Origin of the sequence: Billgrantia tianxiuensis (assembly GCF_009834345.1) — a bacterium.
GTDB classification, from domain to species: Bacteria; Pseudomonadota; Gammaproteobacteria; order Pseudomonadales; family Halomonadaceae; genus Halomonas; species Halomonas tianxiuensis.
Window position 1 is genome coordinate 599,173 of record NZ_CP035042.1, and the last position, 14,878, is coordinate 614,050.

Annotated in this window: 11 protein-coding genes and 2 pseudogenes; 12 read left to right on the forward strand and 1 reads right to left on the reverse strand. The window is 64.6% G+C overall.

The window, feature by feature from the left end; translation table 11 throughout:
• Positions 1-10: 10 nt before the first annotated feature.
• The 6 genes from xerD to EKK97_RS02775 all read left to right on the forward strand — a co-directional run bounded on the left by xerD (position 11) and on the right by EKK97_RS02775 (position 7,274).
• Positions 11-913 (forward strand): site-specific tyrosine recombinase XerD, encoded by a 903-nt coding sequence (gene xerD / locus EKK97_RS02750; RefSeq protein ID WP_422673153.1) that lies wholly within the window; start codon positions 11-13, stop codon positions 911-913.
• 3 nt (positions 914-916) lie between these two features.
• Complete coding sequence (locus EKK97_RS02755; RefSeq protein WP_159548791.1) at positions 917-1,672, forward strand: DsbC family protein; 756 nt, start codon at positions 917-919, stop codon at positions 1,670-1,672.
• Between the two features lie 121 nt (positions 1,673-1,793).
• Positions 1,794-3,110, forward strand: coding sequence for a homoserine dehydrogenase (locus EKK97_RS02760; RefSeq protein WP_159548794.1), 1,317 nt, complete (start codon positions 1,794-1,796; stop codon positions 3,108-3,110).
• A 3-nt stretch (positions 3,111-3,113) separates the two neighbouring features.
• Positions 3,114-4,502 (forward strand): threonine synthase, encoded by a 1,389-nt coding sequence (thrC, locus tag EKK97_RS02765; RefSeq protein ID WP_159548797.1) that lies wholly within the window; start codon positions 3,114-3,116, stop codon positions 4,500-4,502.
• 252 nt (positions 4,503-4,754) lie between these two features.
• Entirely contained in the window at positions 4,755-6,575 is a 1,821-nt protein-coding gene (locus EKK97_RS02770; RefSeq protein ID WP_159548799.1) for a single-stranded-DNA-specific exonuclease RecJ, read from the forward strand.
• Between the two features lie 81 nt (positions 6,576-6,656).
• The gene (locus EKK97_RS02775) at positions 6,657-7,274 is read left to right on the forward strand and encodes a YitT family protein (RefSeq protein WP_159548802.1); all 618 of its coding nucleotides are present in this window, start codon (positions 6,657-6,659) and stop codon (positions 7,272-7,274) included.
• Here EKK97_RS02775 and EKK97_RS02780 read toward each other — a convergent pair.
• Positions 7,271-7,690 carry a VOC family protein gene (locus EKK97_RS02780; protein WP_159548805.1) on the reverse strand — a complete coding sequence of 140 codons (420 nt, stop codon included), beginning with the start codon at positions 7,688-7,690 and terminating at the stop codon, positions 7,271-7,273. The two genes, EKK97_RS02775 and EKK97_RS02780, sit on opposite strands and share 4 nt — an antisense overlap.
• 335 nt (positions 7,691-8,025) lie before the next feature.
• Between EKK97_RS02780 and EKK97_RS02785 the strand changes: the two are divergent.
• The 6 genes and pseudogenes from EKK97_RS02785 to EKK97_RS02810 all read left to right on the forward strand — a co-directional run bounded on the left by EKK97_RS02785 (position 8,026) and on the right by EKK97_RS02810 (position 14,709).
• Positions 8,026-9,398 (forward strand): annotated as a pseudogene (locus EKK97_RS02785) (OmpP1/FadL family transporter).
• Between the two features lie 231 nt (positions 9,399-9,629).
• Positions 9,630-10,727 (forward strand): annotated as a pseudogene (gene prfB / locus EKK97_RS02790) (peptide chain release factor 2).
• An 84-nt stretch (positions 10,728-10,811) separates the two neighbouring features.
• The gene (lysS, locus tag EKK97_RS02795; protein WP_159548808.1) at positions 10,812-12,362 is read left to right on the forward strand and encodes a lysine--tRNA ligase; all 1,551 of its coding nucleotides are present in this window, start codon (positions 10,812-10,814) and stop codon (positions 12,360-12,362) included.
• Between the two features lie 115 nt (positions 12,363-12,477).
• Positions 12,478-12,864 carry a hypothetical protein gene (locus EKK97_RS02800; protein ID WP_010630199.1) on the forward strand — a complete coding sequence of 129 codons (387 nt, stop codon included), beginning with the start codon at positions 12,478-12,480 and terminating at the stop codon, positions 12,862-12,864.
• Positions 12,865-12,942: 78 nt separating this feature from the next.
• A complete protein-coding gene (locus EKK97_RS02805) occupies positions 12,943-14,373 on the forward strand; it encodes an MFS transporter (protein ID WP_159548811.1) in 1,431 nt (476 codons plus the stop codon).
• A 27-nt stretch (positions 14,374-14,400) separates the two neighbouring features.
• On the forward strand, positions 14,401-14,709 hold the full coding sequence (locus EKK97_RS02810; RefSeq protein ID WP_159548814.1) for a BolA family protein: 309 nt from the start codon (positions 14,401-14,403) through the stop codon (positions 14,707-14,709).
• Positions 14,710-14,878 lie beyond the last annotated feature (169 nt).

Genomic DNA, 14,878 nt, shown 5'->3' on the forward strand with positions numbered 1-14,878 from the left:
AGAGTAGGGCATGCTCCCTGACGCCCGATCCTTGGTCCTGATCGAGTCCTTCCTCGATGCCCTGTGGCTCGAGCGTGGGGCGAGCGAGCACACGCTCTCGGCCTATCGGCGTGACCTGGAGGCCTGGGCGGCCCGACTGGTGGAGGCAGGCGGCGATCTGCTCACGCCGGATGAGGCGCTGCTGCCGGCCTGGCTCGATGAACGACGCCGGGCTGGTTATCAACTGCGCAGCAACGCCCGGCTGCTCTCCAGCCTGCGCGGCTTCTACCGCTGGGCGCTGGCCGAGGGGCGCATCGAGCGCGATCCGCTGGCCGAGGTGCGTTTACCACGGGTACGCCCCAACCTGCCGGATACCCTGGAAGAGGACGAGGTGGAGCGCCTGCTGGCGGCGCCGGACCTGGCCACCGATCTCGGCCTGCGTGATCGTGCCATGCTCGAGGTGCTGTATGGCTGCGGCCTGCGGGTATCGGAGCTGGTGGGGCTCAGCGTGGATGCCGTCAACCTGCGTCAGGGTGTGGTGCGGGTGCGCGGCAAGGGCGACAAGGATCGGCTGGTCCCGTTGGGGGAGGAGGCCGTACACTGGCTGACACGCTACATGCGCAGTGCCCGTGGGGCGCTGATGAGCGATGCGACGCGGCCGGCCCTGTTTCCCGGGCGTGGCGACAATACCATGACCCGTCAGACTTTTTGGCACCGGATCAAGGCGCACGCACGTACGGCTGGTATCACCCGACCGTTGTCACCGCATACGTTGCGGCATGCTTTCGCCACACATCTTTTGAATCATGGGGCCAACCTGCGTGTCGTACAGTTGCTGCTCGGTCACAGCGACCTGTCGACCACCCAGATCTATACCCATGTTGCGCAGGCGCGACTCGAAGCCCTGCATGCCGAACATCATCCTCGAGGCTGACACATGACTGCGTTATCCGATCGTATCGCCAGCACTCTGTTTGCGCTGACCCTTCCTGTCGCAGCGCTGTTGCTGCCCAATGTCGCCCAGGCCGACGCGGCCGAGCGGCTGGCTGAGCGCCTGAAGGTGAACGGCCAGCCGATGCCCGTGGCCAGCGTTCACGAGACACCGCTGCCTGACTTCTTCCAGGTGCGCCTGGAAACCGGCGAAGCTTTTTACAGTGACGCCGAAGGAAAATACTTCCTAGTGGGCGATCTCTACGAGAATGGCAGCGGTGGGCTAACCAACTTGACCGAGCAGGCGCGTAACGTCGAGCGTGCCGAACAGCTTGCCCAGGTGCCGGAGAGTGAGCGCGTGGTCTTCCGTGGCACTGGTGACAGCCGGGCCGAAATCGTCGTGTTCACCGATACCACCTGTCCTTACTGCCGCCAATTCCACGAGGAGGTATCGGCGCTCAACGAGAGAGGGATCGAGGTACACTATCTGGCGTTTCCCCGGGCCGGCATGAACTCCCAAGGGGCGCGTATCCTCGAGCAGATCTGGTGCGCCGACAACCGCAGCGAGGCAATGAACGCAGGCAAGCGGCAGGAGACGCTGTCGGGCGGCAGCGACTGCGACAATCCGGTCGAGGATCAGTATCATCTGGGCATGGCCGTGGGCGTACAAGGGACGCCGGCCATCGTACTGCCCGATGGTCGACTGGTGCCGGGCTACGTGCCCGCCGAACGCCTGGCCGACATGCTCGGCCTGGCAGAGTAACCGGCCAAGCCGCTAGCCAAGCAACGGACGAGTAACAGGCAGAGTCACAAGCGGCGGCAGCTCAAGTACTGCCGGCCGCAATCAGAACGCTGGACATTGACATCATCAGGGGAGCAGGACATTGAAACCGGTGAGAGTGGGAATCTGTGGTCTGGGTACCGTCGGCGGCGGTACCTTCAACGTACTGACGCGCAATGCCGATGAAATTGCGCGGCGGGCCGGCCGCCCTATCGTGATCGAGCAGGTGGCGCTGCGCAGCCCCAACCCGGAGTGCGACCTCACCGGTATCAAGACCACCAACGACGTGTTCGAGGTGGCCCGCAATCCCGATGTCGACGTTCTGGTCGAGCTGGTCGGTGGCTATGACCTGGCCCGCGAGCTGGTGCTCACCGCCATTGCCAACGGCAAGCATGTGGTCACCGCCAACAAGGCACTGATTGCCGTGCACGGCAACGAGATCTTCCAGGCGGCCCACGAACAGGGCGTGATCGTGGCTTTCGAAGCCGCCGTGGCCGGTGGCATCCCGGTGATCAAGTCGCTGCGCGAGGGCCTTGGCGCCAACCGCATCGAATGGGTGGCCGGCATCATCAATGGCACCGGCAACTACATCCTCACCCACATGCGCAGCGAAGGCCGCGCCTTCGAGGACGTGCTCGCCGAAGCCCAGGCGCTGGGCTACGCCGAAGCCGATCCCACTTTCGACGTCGAAGGCATCGATGCCGCCCACAAGCTGACCATCCTGGCCTCCATCGCCTACGGTGTGCCGCTGCAGTTCGAGAAGGCCTACACCGAGGGCATCTCCCGGGTCACCGCCGAGGACGTCGAGCAGGCCGACAACTTGGGTTACACCATCAAGCATCTGGGCATCTCCAAGCGCACCGATGCGGGGCTCGAGCTGCGCGTGCATCCGACCCTGATCCCCAAGGAGCGACTGCTGGCCAATGTGCACGGCGTCAAGAACGCCATCGCCATCATGGGCGACGCCGTGGGGCCGACGCTCTACTACGGCGCCGGTGCCGGCTCGGAGCCCACCGCCTCGGCGGTGGTGGCCGACCTGCTCGACGTCGCCCGCGACATCGCTACCGACCACCACTACCGCGTGCCTTACCTGGCCTTCAGCGGCATCGGCGAGGACGACGGCGGCCTGCCGATCCTGCCCATGGAGGACATCGTCACGGCTTATTACCTGAGGCTGTTGGCGGTGGATCGTCCTGGTGTGCTGGCGCGAGTTGCGACCATTCTTTCCGAGCAGGGCATCTCCATCGAGGCGCTGGTGCAGAAGGAGGCGACCGAAGGTGAGCTGGTGCCGATCATCCTGCTGACCCACAGCTGCCGCGAAAAGCAGATGAACGAGGCGATCCGCCAGATCGAGTCGATGGCCGACATCGCCGGACCGGTAACACGCATTCGCGTTGAGTCGCTGGACGAGCAGGAATAAATCATGCGCTATATCAGTACTCGTGGGCAGGCGCCTACGCTTTCTTTCGAAGAAGTCGTGCTGACCGGCATGGCCAGCGACGGCGGACTCTACGTGCCGGAGACCATCCCGCAGCTCTCCCGTGAAGAGCTCGCCGGCATGGCCGGGCTCTCCTACGCCGAGATCGCCTTCCGCGTAATGAAGCCCTACGTCAACGGCGAGATCGGCGACGAGACCTTCCGCGGTATCGTGCGCGAGGCCTACGCCACCTTCAGCCACGACGCCGTGGTGCCGCTCAACCAGCTCGACGCCAACCACTTCCTGCTGGAGCTTTTCCACGGCCCCACGCTGGCGTTCAAGGATGTCGCGCTACAACTGCTCGGGCGTATCCTCGACCACTTCCTGGCCAAGCGCGGCGAGCGCGCGGTGATCATGGGAGCGACCTCGGGCGACACCGGCTCGGCGGCGATCGAAGGCTGTCGCCACTGTGACAACCTCGACATCTTCATCCTCCACCCACATAACCGGGTCTCCGAGGTGCAGCGTCGCCAGATGACCTCGGTGCTGGCCGACAACGTCTTCAACATCGCCATCGAAGGCAACTTCGACGACGCACAGGCGATGGTCAAGGCCAGCTTCGCCGACCAGGGCTTCCTCGACGGTACCCGCCTGGTGGCGGTGAACTCGATCAACTGGGCGCGCATCATGGCCCAGATCGTCTACTACGTGGCCGCCGGCGTGGCGCTGGGGGCGTCGCACCGTCAGGTCAGCTTCTGCGTGCCTTCGGCCAACTTCGGTAACGTCTTCGCCGGCTACATGGCCTATCGCATGGGGCTGCCGGTCAAGCAGTTCATCATCGCCACCAATGCCAACGACATCCTGCACCGGACCATCGCCGCCAACGACTTCTCCAAGCAGGAGCTCAAGGCGACCCTGGCACCCTCCATGGACATCGTGGTGTCGTCCAACTTCGAGCGCCTGCTGTTCGAGGCTTATGAGCGTGACGGTGCCGCCGTGGCCGCGCTGCTCGAGCGTTTCCAGGCCGAGCCCACGGCGCTGGCGGACGCCCCCCTGGCCCGGTTGCGCGAGCTGTTTGCCAGCCATAGCGTCGACGATGCCACCATCCTCGAGGTGATTCGCGAGGCGCACCATCGCACCAAGGAAGTACTCGACCCGCACACCGCCACCGGCTACCGCGCCGCCGAGCGCGCCCGGGCCGACGCCGAGACGCCGATGATCACCCTGGCCACGGCCCACCCGGCCAAGTTCGCCGAGGCGGTGGTCAAGGCGGGCTTCCCCGGCGTGCCGCTGCCGCCGCACATGGACGACCTGCTCGAACGTGAGGAGCGCTACACCGTGCTGCCGGCGGAGCTGGCGAAGGTGCAGACATTCGTGGCCGAAAATCGTCGCTAAAGCTGAATGCCGGAGCCTGTAGCGAGGGCGCCGGGGAAAGGCCTCGGGAAGTCTCGATGCCGCTGGCGCCAAATGCCCGCTCAGGGCTGATCCGGCGACAGGCCTACGAGGGGGCGCTGTGAACCCTTCCCTGGGCGCTACTTTTGCCATCCATGGCAAAAGACCCCCTCTTCGGCCTGTCCCCGGCGCCCTTCGCTCGGCACGCCGTTTCCATCGCCGTGTACCATCGGATGCGAACCAGAGGAGCCACGCTTGGACGTGATCGCGCCGCCCGACCTGCACGCACGACTCAAGCCGCGGCTGCTGCCGCGCCCACGCAACGAGGCACTCTATGCCCGAGCCCGCGCCGAGGGGCTGAGCGAGCTGCAGGCCCGCGTGCTGGCCGGTCGCTTGGCCAACTACGAAGGCGAGCTGGCCCCGCTGACCCAGCCCAGCCTGCGCTACCTGGAGCACCCGGAGCGCCTGGCCGACGGCCGCCGTGCCGCCGAACGCATCGCCACCGCCGTGGCCGAGGGCGAGCATATCGGCATTCTCACCGACTACGACGTCGACGGCATCACCTCCCATGTGGTGATCCGGCGCACCCTGGTGGAACTCTTCGGCGTGCCGGAATCGCGCCTGCACAGCCTGATCGGCCATCGCATCCACGACGGCTACGGCATCAGCCTGCCGCTGGTGGAGCGCACGCTCGGGCTCTCGCCGCGGCCGACACTGGTGATCACCGCCGACTGCGGCAGCTCCGACGAGCCGCGCATCGCCCGGCTCAAGGCGGAAGGCATCGACGTGGTAGTGAGCGACCACCACGCGTTGCCTATCGAGGGACCTCCACCCTCGGCCCATGCCGTGGTGAACCCGACACGCAGCGACTGCCAGTATCCTGACCGTACCATCGCCGGTTGCATGGTCGCCTGGCTGGTCATGTCGCTCACGCGCAGCGTGTTGATCGAGTGGGGTGTGCTGCCCGAGGCGACACCCAAGCTCTCCGCCTGGCTCTCCTACGTGGCGCTGGGCACCGTGGCCGACTGTGTGTCGCTGGGTGCTAGCCCAGCCAATCGCGCCGTGGTCAGCCATGGTCTGGCACTGATCAACCGCATGGAGGCCGCCTGCTGGCGCGCCATGGCGGCGCGCCTGGGCGAGGACAGCGTACCGTTCTCCGCCGAGACGCTAGCCTTCCAGATGGGGCCGCGCATCAATGCCCGTTCTCGCCTCGACGACCCCTACGCGGCATTGCACTTCATGCTGGCGGGGGACGACGCCACCGCGATACGCCATTTGCAGACGCTGGACGAGGACAATCAGTCACGCAAGGCGATCGAGGCGGAAATGGTCGAAGAGGCGCGCGCCCTGGCCTTGCCCCAGCTCGAGGCCGACCTGCCTGCCTTGGTGGTCTATCTCGAAAGCGGCCATCCCGGCGTGCAGGGCATCGTCGCCTCGCGCCTGGTGCAGGCCTTCGGACGTCCCGCGCTGGTGCTGACACCGGCCGCGGCGCCCAACATGCTCACCGGCTCGGGGCGCTCCATCGAAGCGCTGCACCTGCGCGACGCCCTGCAGCGCGTCCATGAGCTGGCGCCCGAGGCACTACCGCGCTTTGGCGGGCATCGCGGTGCGGCCGGGGTCGGTGTGCCGATGGAGCGGCTCAAGGCTTTCCGCTCCGCTTTCCTGCAGGCGGTGAAGGAGCAGTTGGGCGGTCTCGAGCTGTTTCCCCATGTGTTCACCGACGGGACGCTGGCTCCCGGGCAGTTCCAACTGGCCACGCTGCTCGAGCTGGAGGCGCTGGGCCCCTACGGGAGGGAATTCGATGCGCCGCTGTTTGAAGGGGAGTTCCTGGTGGAATCGCTGCGTTCGGTGGGGGCTGACGGCACTCATCTGTCGATGACACTGTCGGCCGGTGCGGCGAGCCTCAAGGCGATCTGGTTTCGTGCACTGACGCCGGGAGAGCTGCCGGCCTTTAGCTTGGGTGACACGCTGCGCTGCGCCTATCGGCTCAGTCGCAACCGCTGGCGGGGGCAGGAGTCGCTGCAGCTCATGATCGAATATGCCGAGCCGCTGGCAGCGAAGCACCGCGCAACCTAAGCGAGATCAATGATTTCCCTGGCTCGACCCGCTAGAATCCGGGCCGTTCGGGACTAGTCCCGCCATCCCAAGGAATCGTGAATGGATCCACAAGATCTTCCCACCGATCCTCATCGCCCCTACGAGGATGTGATGGCGATGCTGGTGGGCACGCTGTTCGTCGCCCTAGGCGTCACCTTCTATACCCAGGCGCTACTGCTCACCGGCAGTACCGCCGGCATGGCTTTCCTGTTGCAATACGCCAGCGGCTGGCGCTTCGGGGTGTGGTTCTTCCTGATCAACCTGCCGTTCTACTACCTGGCCGTGAAGCGCATGGGCTGGTCGTTCACCCTGCGTACCTTCGTCGCCATCGCCCTGGTGTCGTTGTTCTCCGAGCTGACCGGCAAATGGATCGCCTTCGATACATTGAACCCGCTCTATGCCTCGCTGATGGGTGGCAGCCTGATCGGCATCGGTATGCTGGTGCTGTTTCGTCACCGCACCAGTCTCGGCGGCATCAATATCCTCGCACTCTATCTGCAGGGTCGCTATGGCCTGCGTGCCGGCTACGTGCAGCTCGGCATCGACGGGCTGATCATGCTCGCCGCCTTTCTCGTGCTGCCTCCGGAACGGGTGGGGCTCTCGGTACTCGGCGCCGTGGCGCTCAATCTGATCATTGCCTTGAATCACAAGCCCGGCCGCTATATGGGGGTTTCCTAGTAGTTGGGCCAGACACCCGGCGTGGCCAGCTCGATCAGGTGTCCGTCGGGGTCGCGGAAGTAGAGGCTTTCACCGCCGCGGGGCCAGTGGGTGCGCCCTTCGATGACCACGCCGTGATCGCTGAGTTGTCGCTCCCAGGCGGCCAGCTCGCGCGCGTCGATGGCGAAGGCGAGGTGTACCCGCCCCTTACCGTCGTGGGGCGGGATGGTACCCATGTCGTTGGGCAGCACTACGGTTTCCAGCGTCTCGCCCTGGCGGAACAACAACAGCACCGTGTTGGCGCCGGCATCGTAGGCGGTGAAGCGGTGGTCGGCATTGAAGGGCTCGAGCCCCATCACGCCTTCGAAGAAGACCCGCGCCCGATCCATGTCGTCAACGTAGAGCGCGGTCTCGAGAACGCCGTTGAGCCTGGGCATGGCTGTCTCTCCATCTGCCATATGTATTCAGCTTAGCAGGTACTAGTCGTCTTCCGGCGGCCTGGCAAAGGTGCCGGAAAGGAAAGCCTCATGCAGCAAACTACCGTCGGGCCAGGTAAGTCTGTCTGCAGTGACGCGTGTGTTGAGTTGCCCAGGAAAAAGTTCAACGGCTTACGCCTGAATAAGACTAAAGAATGAGACTTTCTTGCATTAAAACGAACGTTTGCCCTTGATCCGAACGGATGTTTGGCGAAAACTGGCTTCGTAGAGCACCGCTCCGCCGAGGGCGGGACAACAACCAGCGCCAGCTCGTATCTGGAAGAGGACGTCGAAACATGCAGAACAAGTTCAACAGGATCACCTGGGCTGTGGCCATTGCCGCTGCCGCCTTCGCCAGTCAGGCCAACGCCGGCGGTTACCAGATCAACGAGCAGAGCGTCAGTGGCCAGGGCTATGGCCACGCCGGGCGGAGCTCCAACGTCAACGACGCCACCATCGTATTCGGCAACCCGGCGGGTATGTCGTTCCTCGATCGGGCGCAGCTGACCGCGGGCGGCACCTATTTGAACGTCAATAGCCGGATTCGCAACGTTGAGTCCGAGCGTACCGGGGTAGTAACGATGGGTGGAGTGCCCATTGGTGCGACTTCGGAATCAGTTGACGGTACCAATGACGGCGATATGGTGCCTGGTACCCTGATTCCTTTTGCATTTTATGCTCAGCCGGTCAATGAGCGTCTCGCCTTTGGCTTCGGGGTCTATGCGCCGTTCGGCTCCAAGACCGATTACGAAGGTGGATTCGAGGGGCGAAATCAGGGCAATTACACTGAGGTTCGGGTGATAAGCGCCCAGCCCACTGTTTCCTATAGGTTCAACGACCAATGGGCTGTTGGTGCAGGTATTACCTACAATCGCGTCAATGGTGAACTCCAGCGTCAAGTTCCCGTTGCCCTCCCGGATGGCATGGGGGGAGCCAATATCACAGAACTGGATGCTCGGGTCGAAGGTGATGACGATAACTGGGGCTATAACCTGGGTGTGATTTTTCAGCCGGTGCCAGAAACTACGTTAGGACTGACTTATCGTTCCAAAGTGAGTTATACGCTGACTGGCGATTTCCGGGCGACCGCCACGGACGCTTCACTAGGCGTACCTGAAGGAACAGTGGTCAGAGAGGACAATGCTAGCCTCGACCTGACAACTCCTGAGACAGTCAACTTCTCCGTCACCCAGCAGATGAGCGACAACCTCAAGCTGATGGCGGGTGCTTCTTGGACGCGCTGGAGCCGCTTTGAGCGTATCTTGGTCGAGGGCGAGACCTCCGAGGATCCGATCACTCTTGAGCAACAGAACTATTCCAATGCTTGGGCGTTTGCTGTGGGGGGGAATACCAGCTTAATCCTCAGCTTGCCTTGCGTGCGGGCGTAACCATCGATAACACGCCGACCAACGACGCCACCCGTAGCGTGCGGATTCCGTCGGATGATCGCCGTATTTTCTCGATTGGTGCAGGTTGGACGCCTATGGAAAACCTGACGCTTGACGTTGCCTATTCCTACCTGACTGAGCGCGGTACTCACGTTGATCAGACCAAGACGGACACCCGTGAATTGCAGCCAGGGGTTGTTTCACAAGTGACTTCGTCTTATAGCGCCGACTACAAGAACGAGGCCCATGGCTTCGGTGCCCAGCTGACCTATCGCTTCTGATCGGCAATCATACGTTTGGTACAGATCAAGCGTTCGTTCCAAGCCCGGCATATGCCGGGCTTTGTGCTTTTCCGCCCCGCCTGGGCAGGCATCTCGAGATAGGCGCCCCTCGTCGGCAAGGATGCGTCCCATCGCCGAGTTGGCTACAATAGTTGCCTTTTCCGCGCTGCCGGGGCGGGTCCATGGCCTGCCCCGGCAGCCGTCCTCTATGCGAATCAGGCGAGCGAGCCCATGCTGGAAACCAACCCCATTCACAACCTCATCAAGGACCTGTCCGAACGGACAGACGTCCTGAGGGGGTATCTTTGACTATGCCGAACGCAAGGATCGGCTAGAGGAAGTCTCCGCGAGCTGGAAGATCCGGGCGTGTGGAACGATCCCGAGTACGCCCAGAAGCTGGGTAAGGAACGTGCCTCCCTCGAGGCCATCGTCGAGACCATCGACGAACTCGACCAGGGTCTGGCGGACAGCCGCGACCTGCTCGAGCTGGCCGAGATGGAAGAGGACGAAGACACTGTCGCCGAGGTGAAGAAGGAGCTCGATGGGCTCCAGGAGAGCCTGGCGAAGCTCGAGTTCCGGCGCATGTTCTCGGGCGAGATGGACGCCAACAACGCCTATCTCGACATCCAGGCCGGTTCCGGCGGCACCGAGGCTCAGGACTGGGCCAACATGCTGCTGCGCATGTATCTGCGCTGGTGCGAGCACCACGGCTTCAAGACCGAGATCACCGAGCTTTCTGCCGGTGAGGTGGCGGGTATCAAGTCGGCCACGATTCACGTGCAGGGCGACCACGCCTTCGGCTGGCTGCGTACCGAGACCGGCGTGCACCGCCTGGTGCGCAAGAGCCCGTTCGACTCCGGCGGCCGTCGCCACACGTCATTCGCCTCGGTGTTCCTGTCGCCGGAGATCGACGACAGCTTCGAGGTCGAGATCAACCCGGCGGATCTGCGCGTCGACACCTACCGCTCCAGCGGCGCGGGCGGTCAGCACGTCAACACCACCGATTCTGCGGTGCGTATCACCCACGAGCCCACCGGCATCGTGGTGGCCTGCCAGAGCCAGCGCAGCCAGCACGCCAACCGTGACTTCGCCATGAAGCAGCTCAAGGCGAAGCTGTGGGAGCACGAGATGGAGAAGCGCAATGCCGCCAAGCAGGAGGCGGAAGACTCCAAGGCCGATATCGGCTGGGGTAGCCAGATCCGCTCCTACGTGCTCGACGACCAGCGCATCAAGGACCTGCGAACCGGCGTGCAGACCAGCAACTGCGACCGGGTGCTGGATGGCGATCTGGACGCCTTCATCGAAGCCAGCTTGAAGCAAGGTTTGTAGCCTTGGGCCACGAGCCGCGAGCGGTAGCCAATCCGCTTGCGCTCGTGGCTCGCCGCCCGTAGCGAATTCTTAACAGGTAACGACATGGCCAACCAGAGCTCTTCCCCGGATACGCTCCAGACCGACGAGAACCGCTTGATTGCCGAGCGTCGGGCCAAGCTGGCGGCGCGCCGCCAGCGCGCCGATGCCACCGGCGGCAGCGCCTTCCCCAACGATTTTCGCCGCGACAGCCTGGCGGCCGACCTCGTGGCCGAGCTGGGTGAGAAGGAGAAGGACGAGCTGGAGTCGCTGAATCGTCCTGCGGCAGTGGCCGGGCGCATCATGCGCAAGCGCGGCCCGTTCCTGGTGATCCAGGACCCCTCCGGCACGATCCAGCTCTACGTCGACAAGAAGGGGCTGGCGGAAGAGGTGCTGGAGGATATCAAGAGCTGGGACATCGGCGACATCGTCGCGGCCCGCGGCCCGGTGCACAAGTCGGGCAAGGGTGACCTCTACGTGATGATGGAAGAGGCGAGGCTGCTGACCAAGAGCCTGCGCCCGCTGCCGGACAAGTTCCATGGCCTGACCGACATGGAGGCACGCTATCGCCAGCGCTACGTCGACCTGATCATGAACCCCGATTCGCGCCGGGTATTCGAGACCCGCGCCGGGGTGATCAGCGCCATGCGCCGCTTCTTCGAGGAGCGCGGCTTCATGGAAGTCGAGACCCCCATGCTGCAGCCGATCCCCGGGGGCGCCACCGCGCGGCCCTTCATCACCCACCACAATGCGCTGGACATCGACATGTACCTGCGCATCGCTCCCGAGCTCTACCTCAAGCGCCTGGTGGTGGGCGGCTTCGAGAAGGTCTTCGAGATCAACCGCAACTTCCGTAACGAGGGCCTCTCGACGCGCCACAACCCTGAGTTCACCATGGTCGAGTTCTACCAGGCCCATGCCAACCACCATGACCTGATGGACCTCACCGAGGAGATGCTGCGCACCGTCGCGCTCAAGGTGCTGGGTACCACCACGGTGGTCAACACCGTGCGCAGCGCCGAGGGCGAAGTGCTCGAGACCTACGAGTACGACTTCGGCAAGCCGCTCAAGCGCATCAGCGTGTTCGACTCGATCCTCGAGTTCAACCCGGACATTCACGCCGAGGCGCTGGCCGACGAGGCCGCCGCGCGGCAGATCGCCGAGCGCCTGGACATCGACGTCAAGGATGGCTGGGGCCTGGGCAAGATCCAGATCGAGATCTTCGAGAAGACCGTCGAGCACCGCCTGAAGGACCCGACCTTCATCACCGACTACCCCACCGAGGTGAGCCCGCTGGCGCGGCGCAAGGACAGCGACCCGTTCGTCACCGAGCGCTTCGAGTTCTTCGTCGGCGGGCGCGAGATTGCCAACGGCTTCTCGGAGCTCAACGATGCCGAGGACCAGGCCGAGCGTTTCCGCGCCCAGGCGGCGGAGAAGGAGGCCGGTGACCTCGAGGCGATGTACTACGATGCCGACTACGTGCGCGCGCTGGAGTACGGCTTGCCGCCCACCGCCGGTGAGGGCATCGGCATCGACCGCCTGGTCATGCTGTTCACCGACAGCGCCTCGATCCGGGACGTGCTGCTGTTCCCGGCCATGCGTCCTGAGGTGGACTGAAGGGGCTGCCCCCCGGTAAAGCCCCGGGCCTCTCGGTGTCGACCCGGCGGAAGTATTGGTAAGCGGCGTCGCTAGCGCCCATAATGATCACCGTTTCGACGTCGAGGAGACCGCGATGAAACTGCTCAACCGCTCCGCCCTGAGCGTCAGGCCGACCCGGCACTTCGTGGACTGGATCAATGCGCTGGAACCCACCATGGGGGAGGACGACCTCACCCTGGAGGACGTCGAACGTGAAAGCACGGTCTATCTGATTCCCGAGATGGACACCCCGGAGGCGCTGGAAGCCTTCGTGCGCGAGCGCTACCTCGAGATCCTCGAGACCGAGCTGCGCGCCTGGGAGGAGGACGAGCGGCAGTGGCCCGAGGCTCTCGACTGGGCGCTGTTCCAGCGCTTCCTGCAGGTCGAGCACAGCTACCTGGCCATCGACCTGGACGACGAGACGGCGCTGGAGATCTCCGAGGTCGACGATTCACTATTGCTGGAAACCGACCAGGACTAACCGCCTTGTCGAAAGCATCACATGAAAACCGGCTGCGGCCGGTTTTCTCGTTAGCAACTCCGCAGTGATGGAAACCGCATGAGCCGACTCTTTTCGACCCGGCCCGGCGACGACGGCCTGCCGGGCCCCGAGCGACGCCTGGCGGTGCTGGCGCTGATCCTCGGCACCCTGATGGCCGTGGTGGACGTCACCATGGTCAATATCGCGCTGCCTTCCATCGCGCGTGACCTGGAGGTGTCCGCCGCGAGGACGGTTTGGGTCACCAACCTCTACCAGATCGTCTGCGCCGCCTTCCTGCTGGTGTGCGCTTCGTTCAGCGAGATGATCAGCCGCCGACGCCTATACGTGGCGGGCCTGGCGCTGTTCGTGGTGGCTTCGTTGGGCGCTGCACTGTCTCGCAGCCTGGAATGGCTGCTGGTTTTTCGTGCGATGCAGGGGCTCGGTGCGGCCGCCACGCTCTCCATCGGCCCGTCGCTCTACCGCTCGATCTTTCCCACCCGGCTGTTGGGCAGTGCACTGGGGCTCTCCGCCCTGGTGGTGGCGGGTGGCTACGCCGCCGGCCCGGCGCTGGGCGGGCTGGTGCTATCGGCCGTCAGCTGGCCCTGGCTGTTCGCCCTGCATTTGCCTCTGGGGCTTGTTTCGCTGTGGCTGGCCTGGCGTGCGCTGCCGCGCGAGAAAGGGCGGCGTGGCGGCTTCGACGGCCGCGGTGCGCTGGGGTCGGTGGTCATGCTGGGCAGTTTCTTCCTGGCCATGGATACCCTGGGCCACGGTGCACCGCTGTGGCAGGCACTGGCCTGGCTGACGCTGAGCGTGGTGGCGGGCGGGCTGTTCCTGCGTCGCCAGCGCCGGGCGAGTCACCCGCTGCTGCCGCCGCGGCTGTTTCAGGTGGCCCGCTTCCGCCTGGCGGTATCCGCCTCGGGGCTCGCCTTCGTCGGCCAGGGGTTGGCCTTCGTCGCGCTGTCGTTCCTCTATCAGCAGGAGATGGGCTTCTCGCCGCTGCATACCGCCTGGCTGTTCACGCCCTGGCCGCTCGCCATCATGCTGGTCGGGCCGCTGGCCGGCCGGCTGGCCGATCGGGTGAATCCCAGCGTGATGGCAAGCCTGGGGCTGGTGTTGCTGATGCTGGGACTGGCCTCGCTGGCACTGTTGCCGCAGGATGCCGGCGTGCTGGACAGCTTGTGGCGCACCGCGCTGTGCGGCATCGGCTTCGGGCTGTTCCAGCCGCCCAACAACCGCGAGATGATGACCAGCGCGCCGCGCGAGCTCAGCACCAGCGCCTCGGGCGTGCTCAGCACCACGCGCACTGTGGGCCAATCTCTAGGGGTGGCGCTGGTCGGTGCCTTCATGGCGGCCAGCGCTCCGGTACAGGCCACGCTGTGGATCGGCTGCCTGACCTGCCTGCTGGCGCTCGTGGCCAGCCTGGCGCGGATGCCGCTGGTTGGAGCCGTTCAGGCCGATAGCGCTGAGCAGCCGCCCCAGGTGCAGTCACCGAGCAAGAGAGTACAATGACCTGACATCCATGATCGAGGAGCCCTCATGAGCGTTCAGGCCGTTATCGAAGAGAAGCTGCAGGCCCTCGAGCCCACCCATGTGGCGGTGGAGAACGAGAGCCATCGGCATGCCGTGCCGGCCAATTCCGAAACCCATTTCAAGGTCACGGTGGTGTCCGAGCACTTCCAGGGGTTGATGCCGGTGAAGCGCCACCAGCGTCTCTATGCACTGTTGGCCGATGAGCTCGCTGGGCCGGTGCACGCCCTGGCCTTGCATCTCTACACACCGCAGGAGTGGGCCGCTCGCGGCGAGGCCCGTCCCGACTCGCCCAACTGTCGTGGCGCCGGCACGTGACCACCGAACCGCAGCGCCTGCAATATCTGGAGGCGATGGGACTGACGGCCTGGGTGGCGCGTTACCAGTTGCCCCGCGCGCGGCCGAGCGAGGCCTGTGAGTGGGAGCTGCCCGAGCGGCCCGCGGTCAAGCCCCCCGCCGAGCGCTTGCACGCCCTGCTCGACGAGGC

Excerpts from the sequence above, each read along its gene's own strand:
- xerD (WP_422673153.1), top strand. The coding sequence starts at position 11 with ATGCTCCCTGACGCCCGATCCTTGGTCCTGATCGAGTCCTTCCTCGAT.
- EKK97_RS02755 (WP_159548791.1), top strand. The coding sequence starts at position 917 with ATGACTGCGTTATCCGATCGTATCGCCAGCACTCTGTTTGCGCTGACC.
- thrC (WP_159548797.1), top strand. The coding sequence starts at position 3,114 with ATGCGCTATATCAGTACTCGTGGGCAGGCGCCTACGCTTTCTTTCGAA.
- EKK97_RS02775 (WP_159548802.1), top strand. The coding sequence starts at position 6,657 with ATGGATCCACAAGATCTTCCCACCGATCCTCATCGCCCCTACGAGGAT.
- EKK97_RS02780 (WP_159548805.1), bottom strand. The coding sequence starts at position 7,690 with ATGCCCAGGCTCAACGGCGTTCTCGAGACCGCGCTCTACGTTGACGAC.
- lysS (WP_159548808.1), top strand. The coding sequence starts at position 10,812 with ATGGCCAACCAGAGCTCTTCCCCGGATACGCTCCAGACCGACGAGAAC.
- EKK97_RS02800 (WP_010630199.1), top strand. The coding sequence starts at position 12,478 with ATGAAACTGCTCAACCGCTCCGCCCTGAGCGTCAGGCCGACCCGGCAC.
- EKK97_RS02805 (WP_159548811.1), top strand. The coding sequence starts at position 12,943 with ATGAGCCGACTCTTTTCGACCCGGCCCGGCGACGACGGCCTGCCGGGC.
- EKK97_RS02810 (WP_159548814.1), top strand. The coding sequence starts at position 14,401 with ATGAGCGTTCAGGCCGTTATCGAAGAGAAGCTGCAGGCCCTCGAGCCC.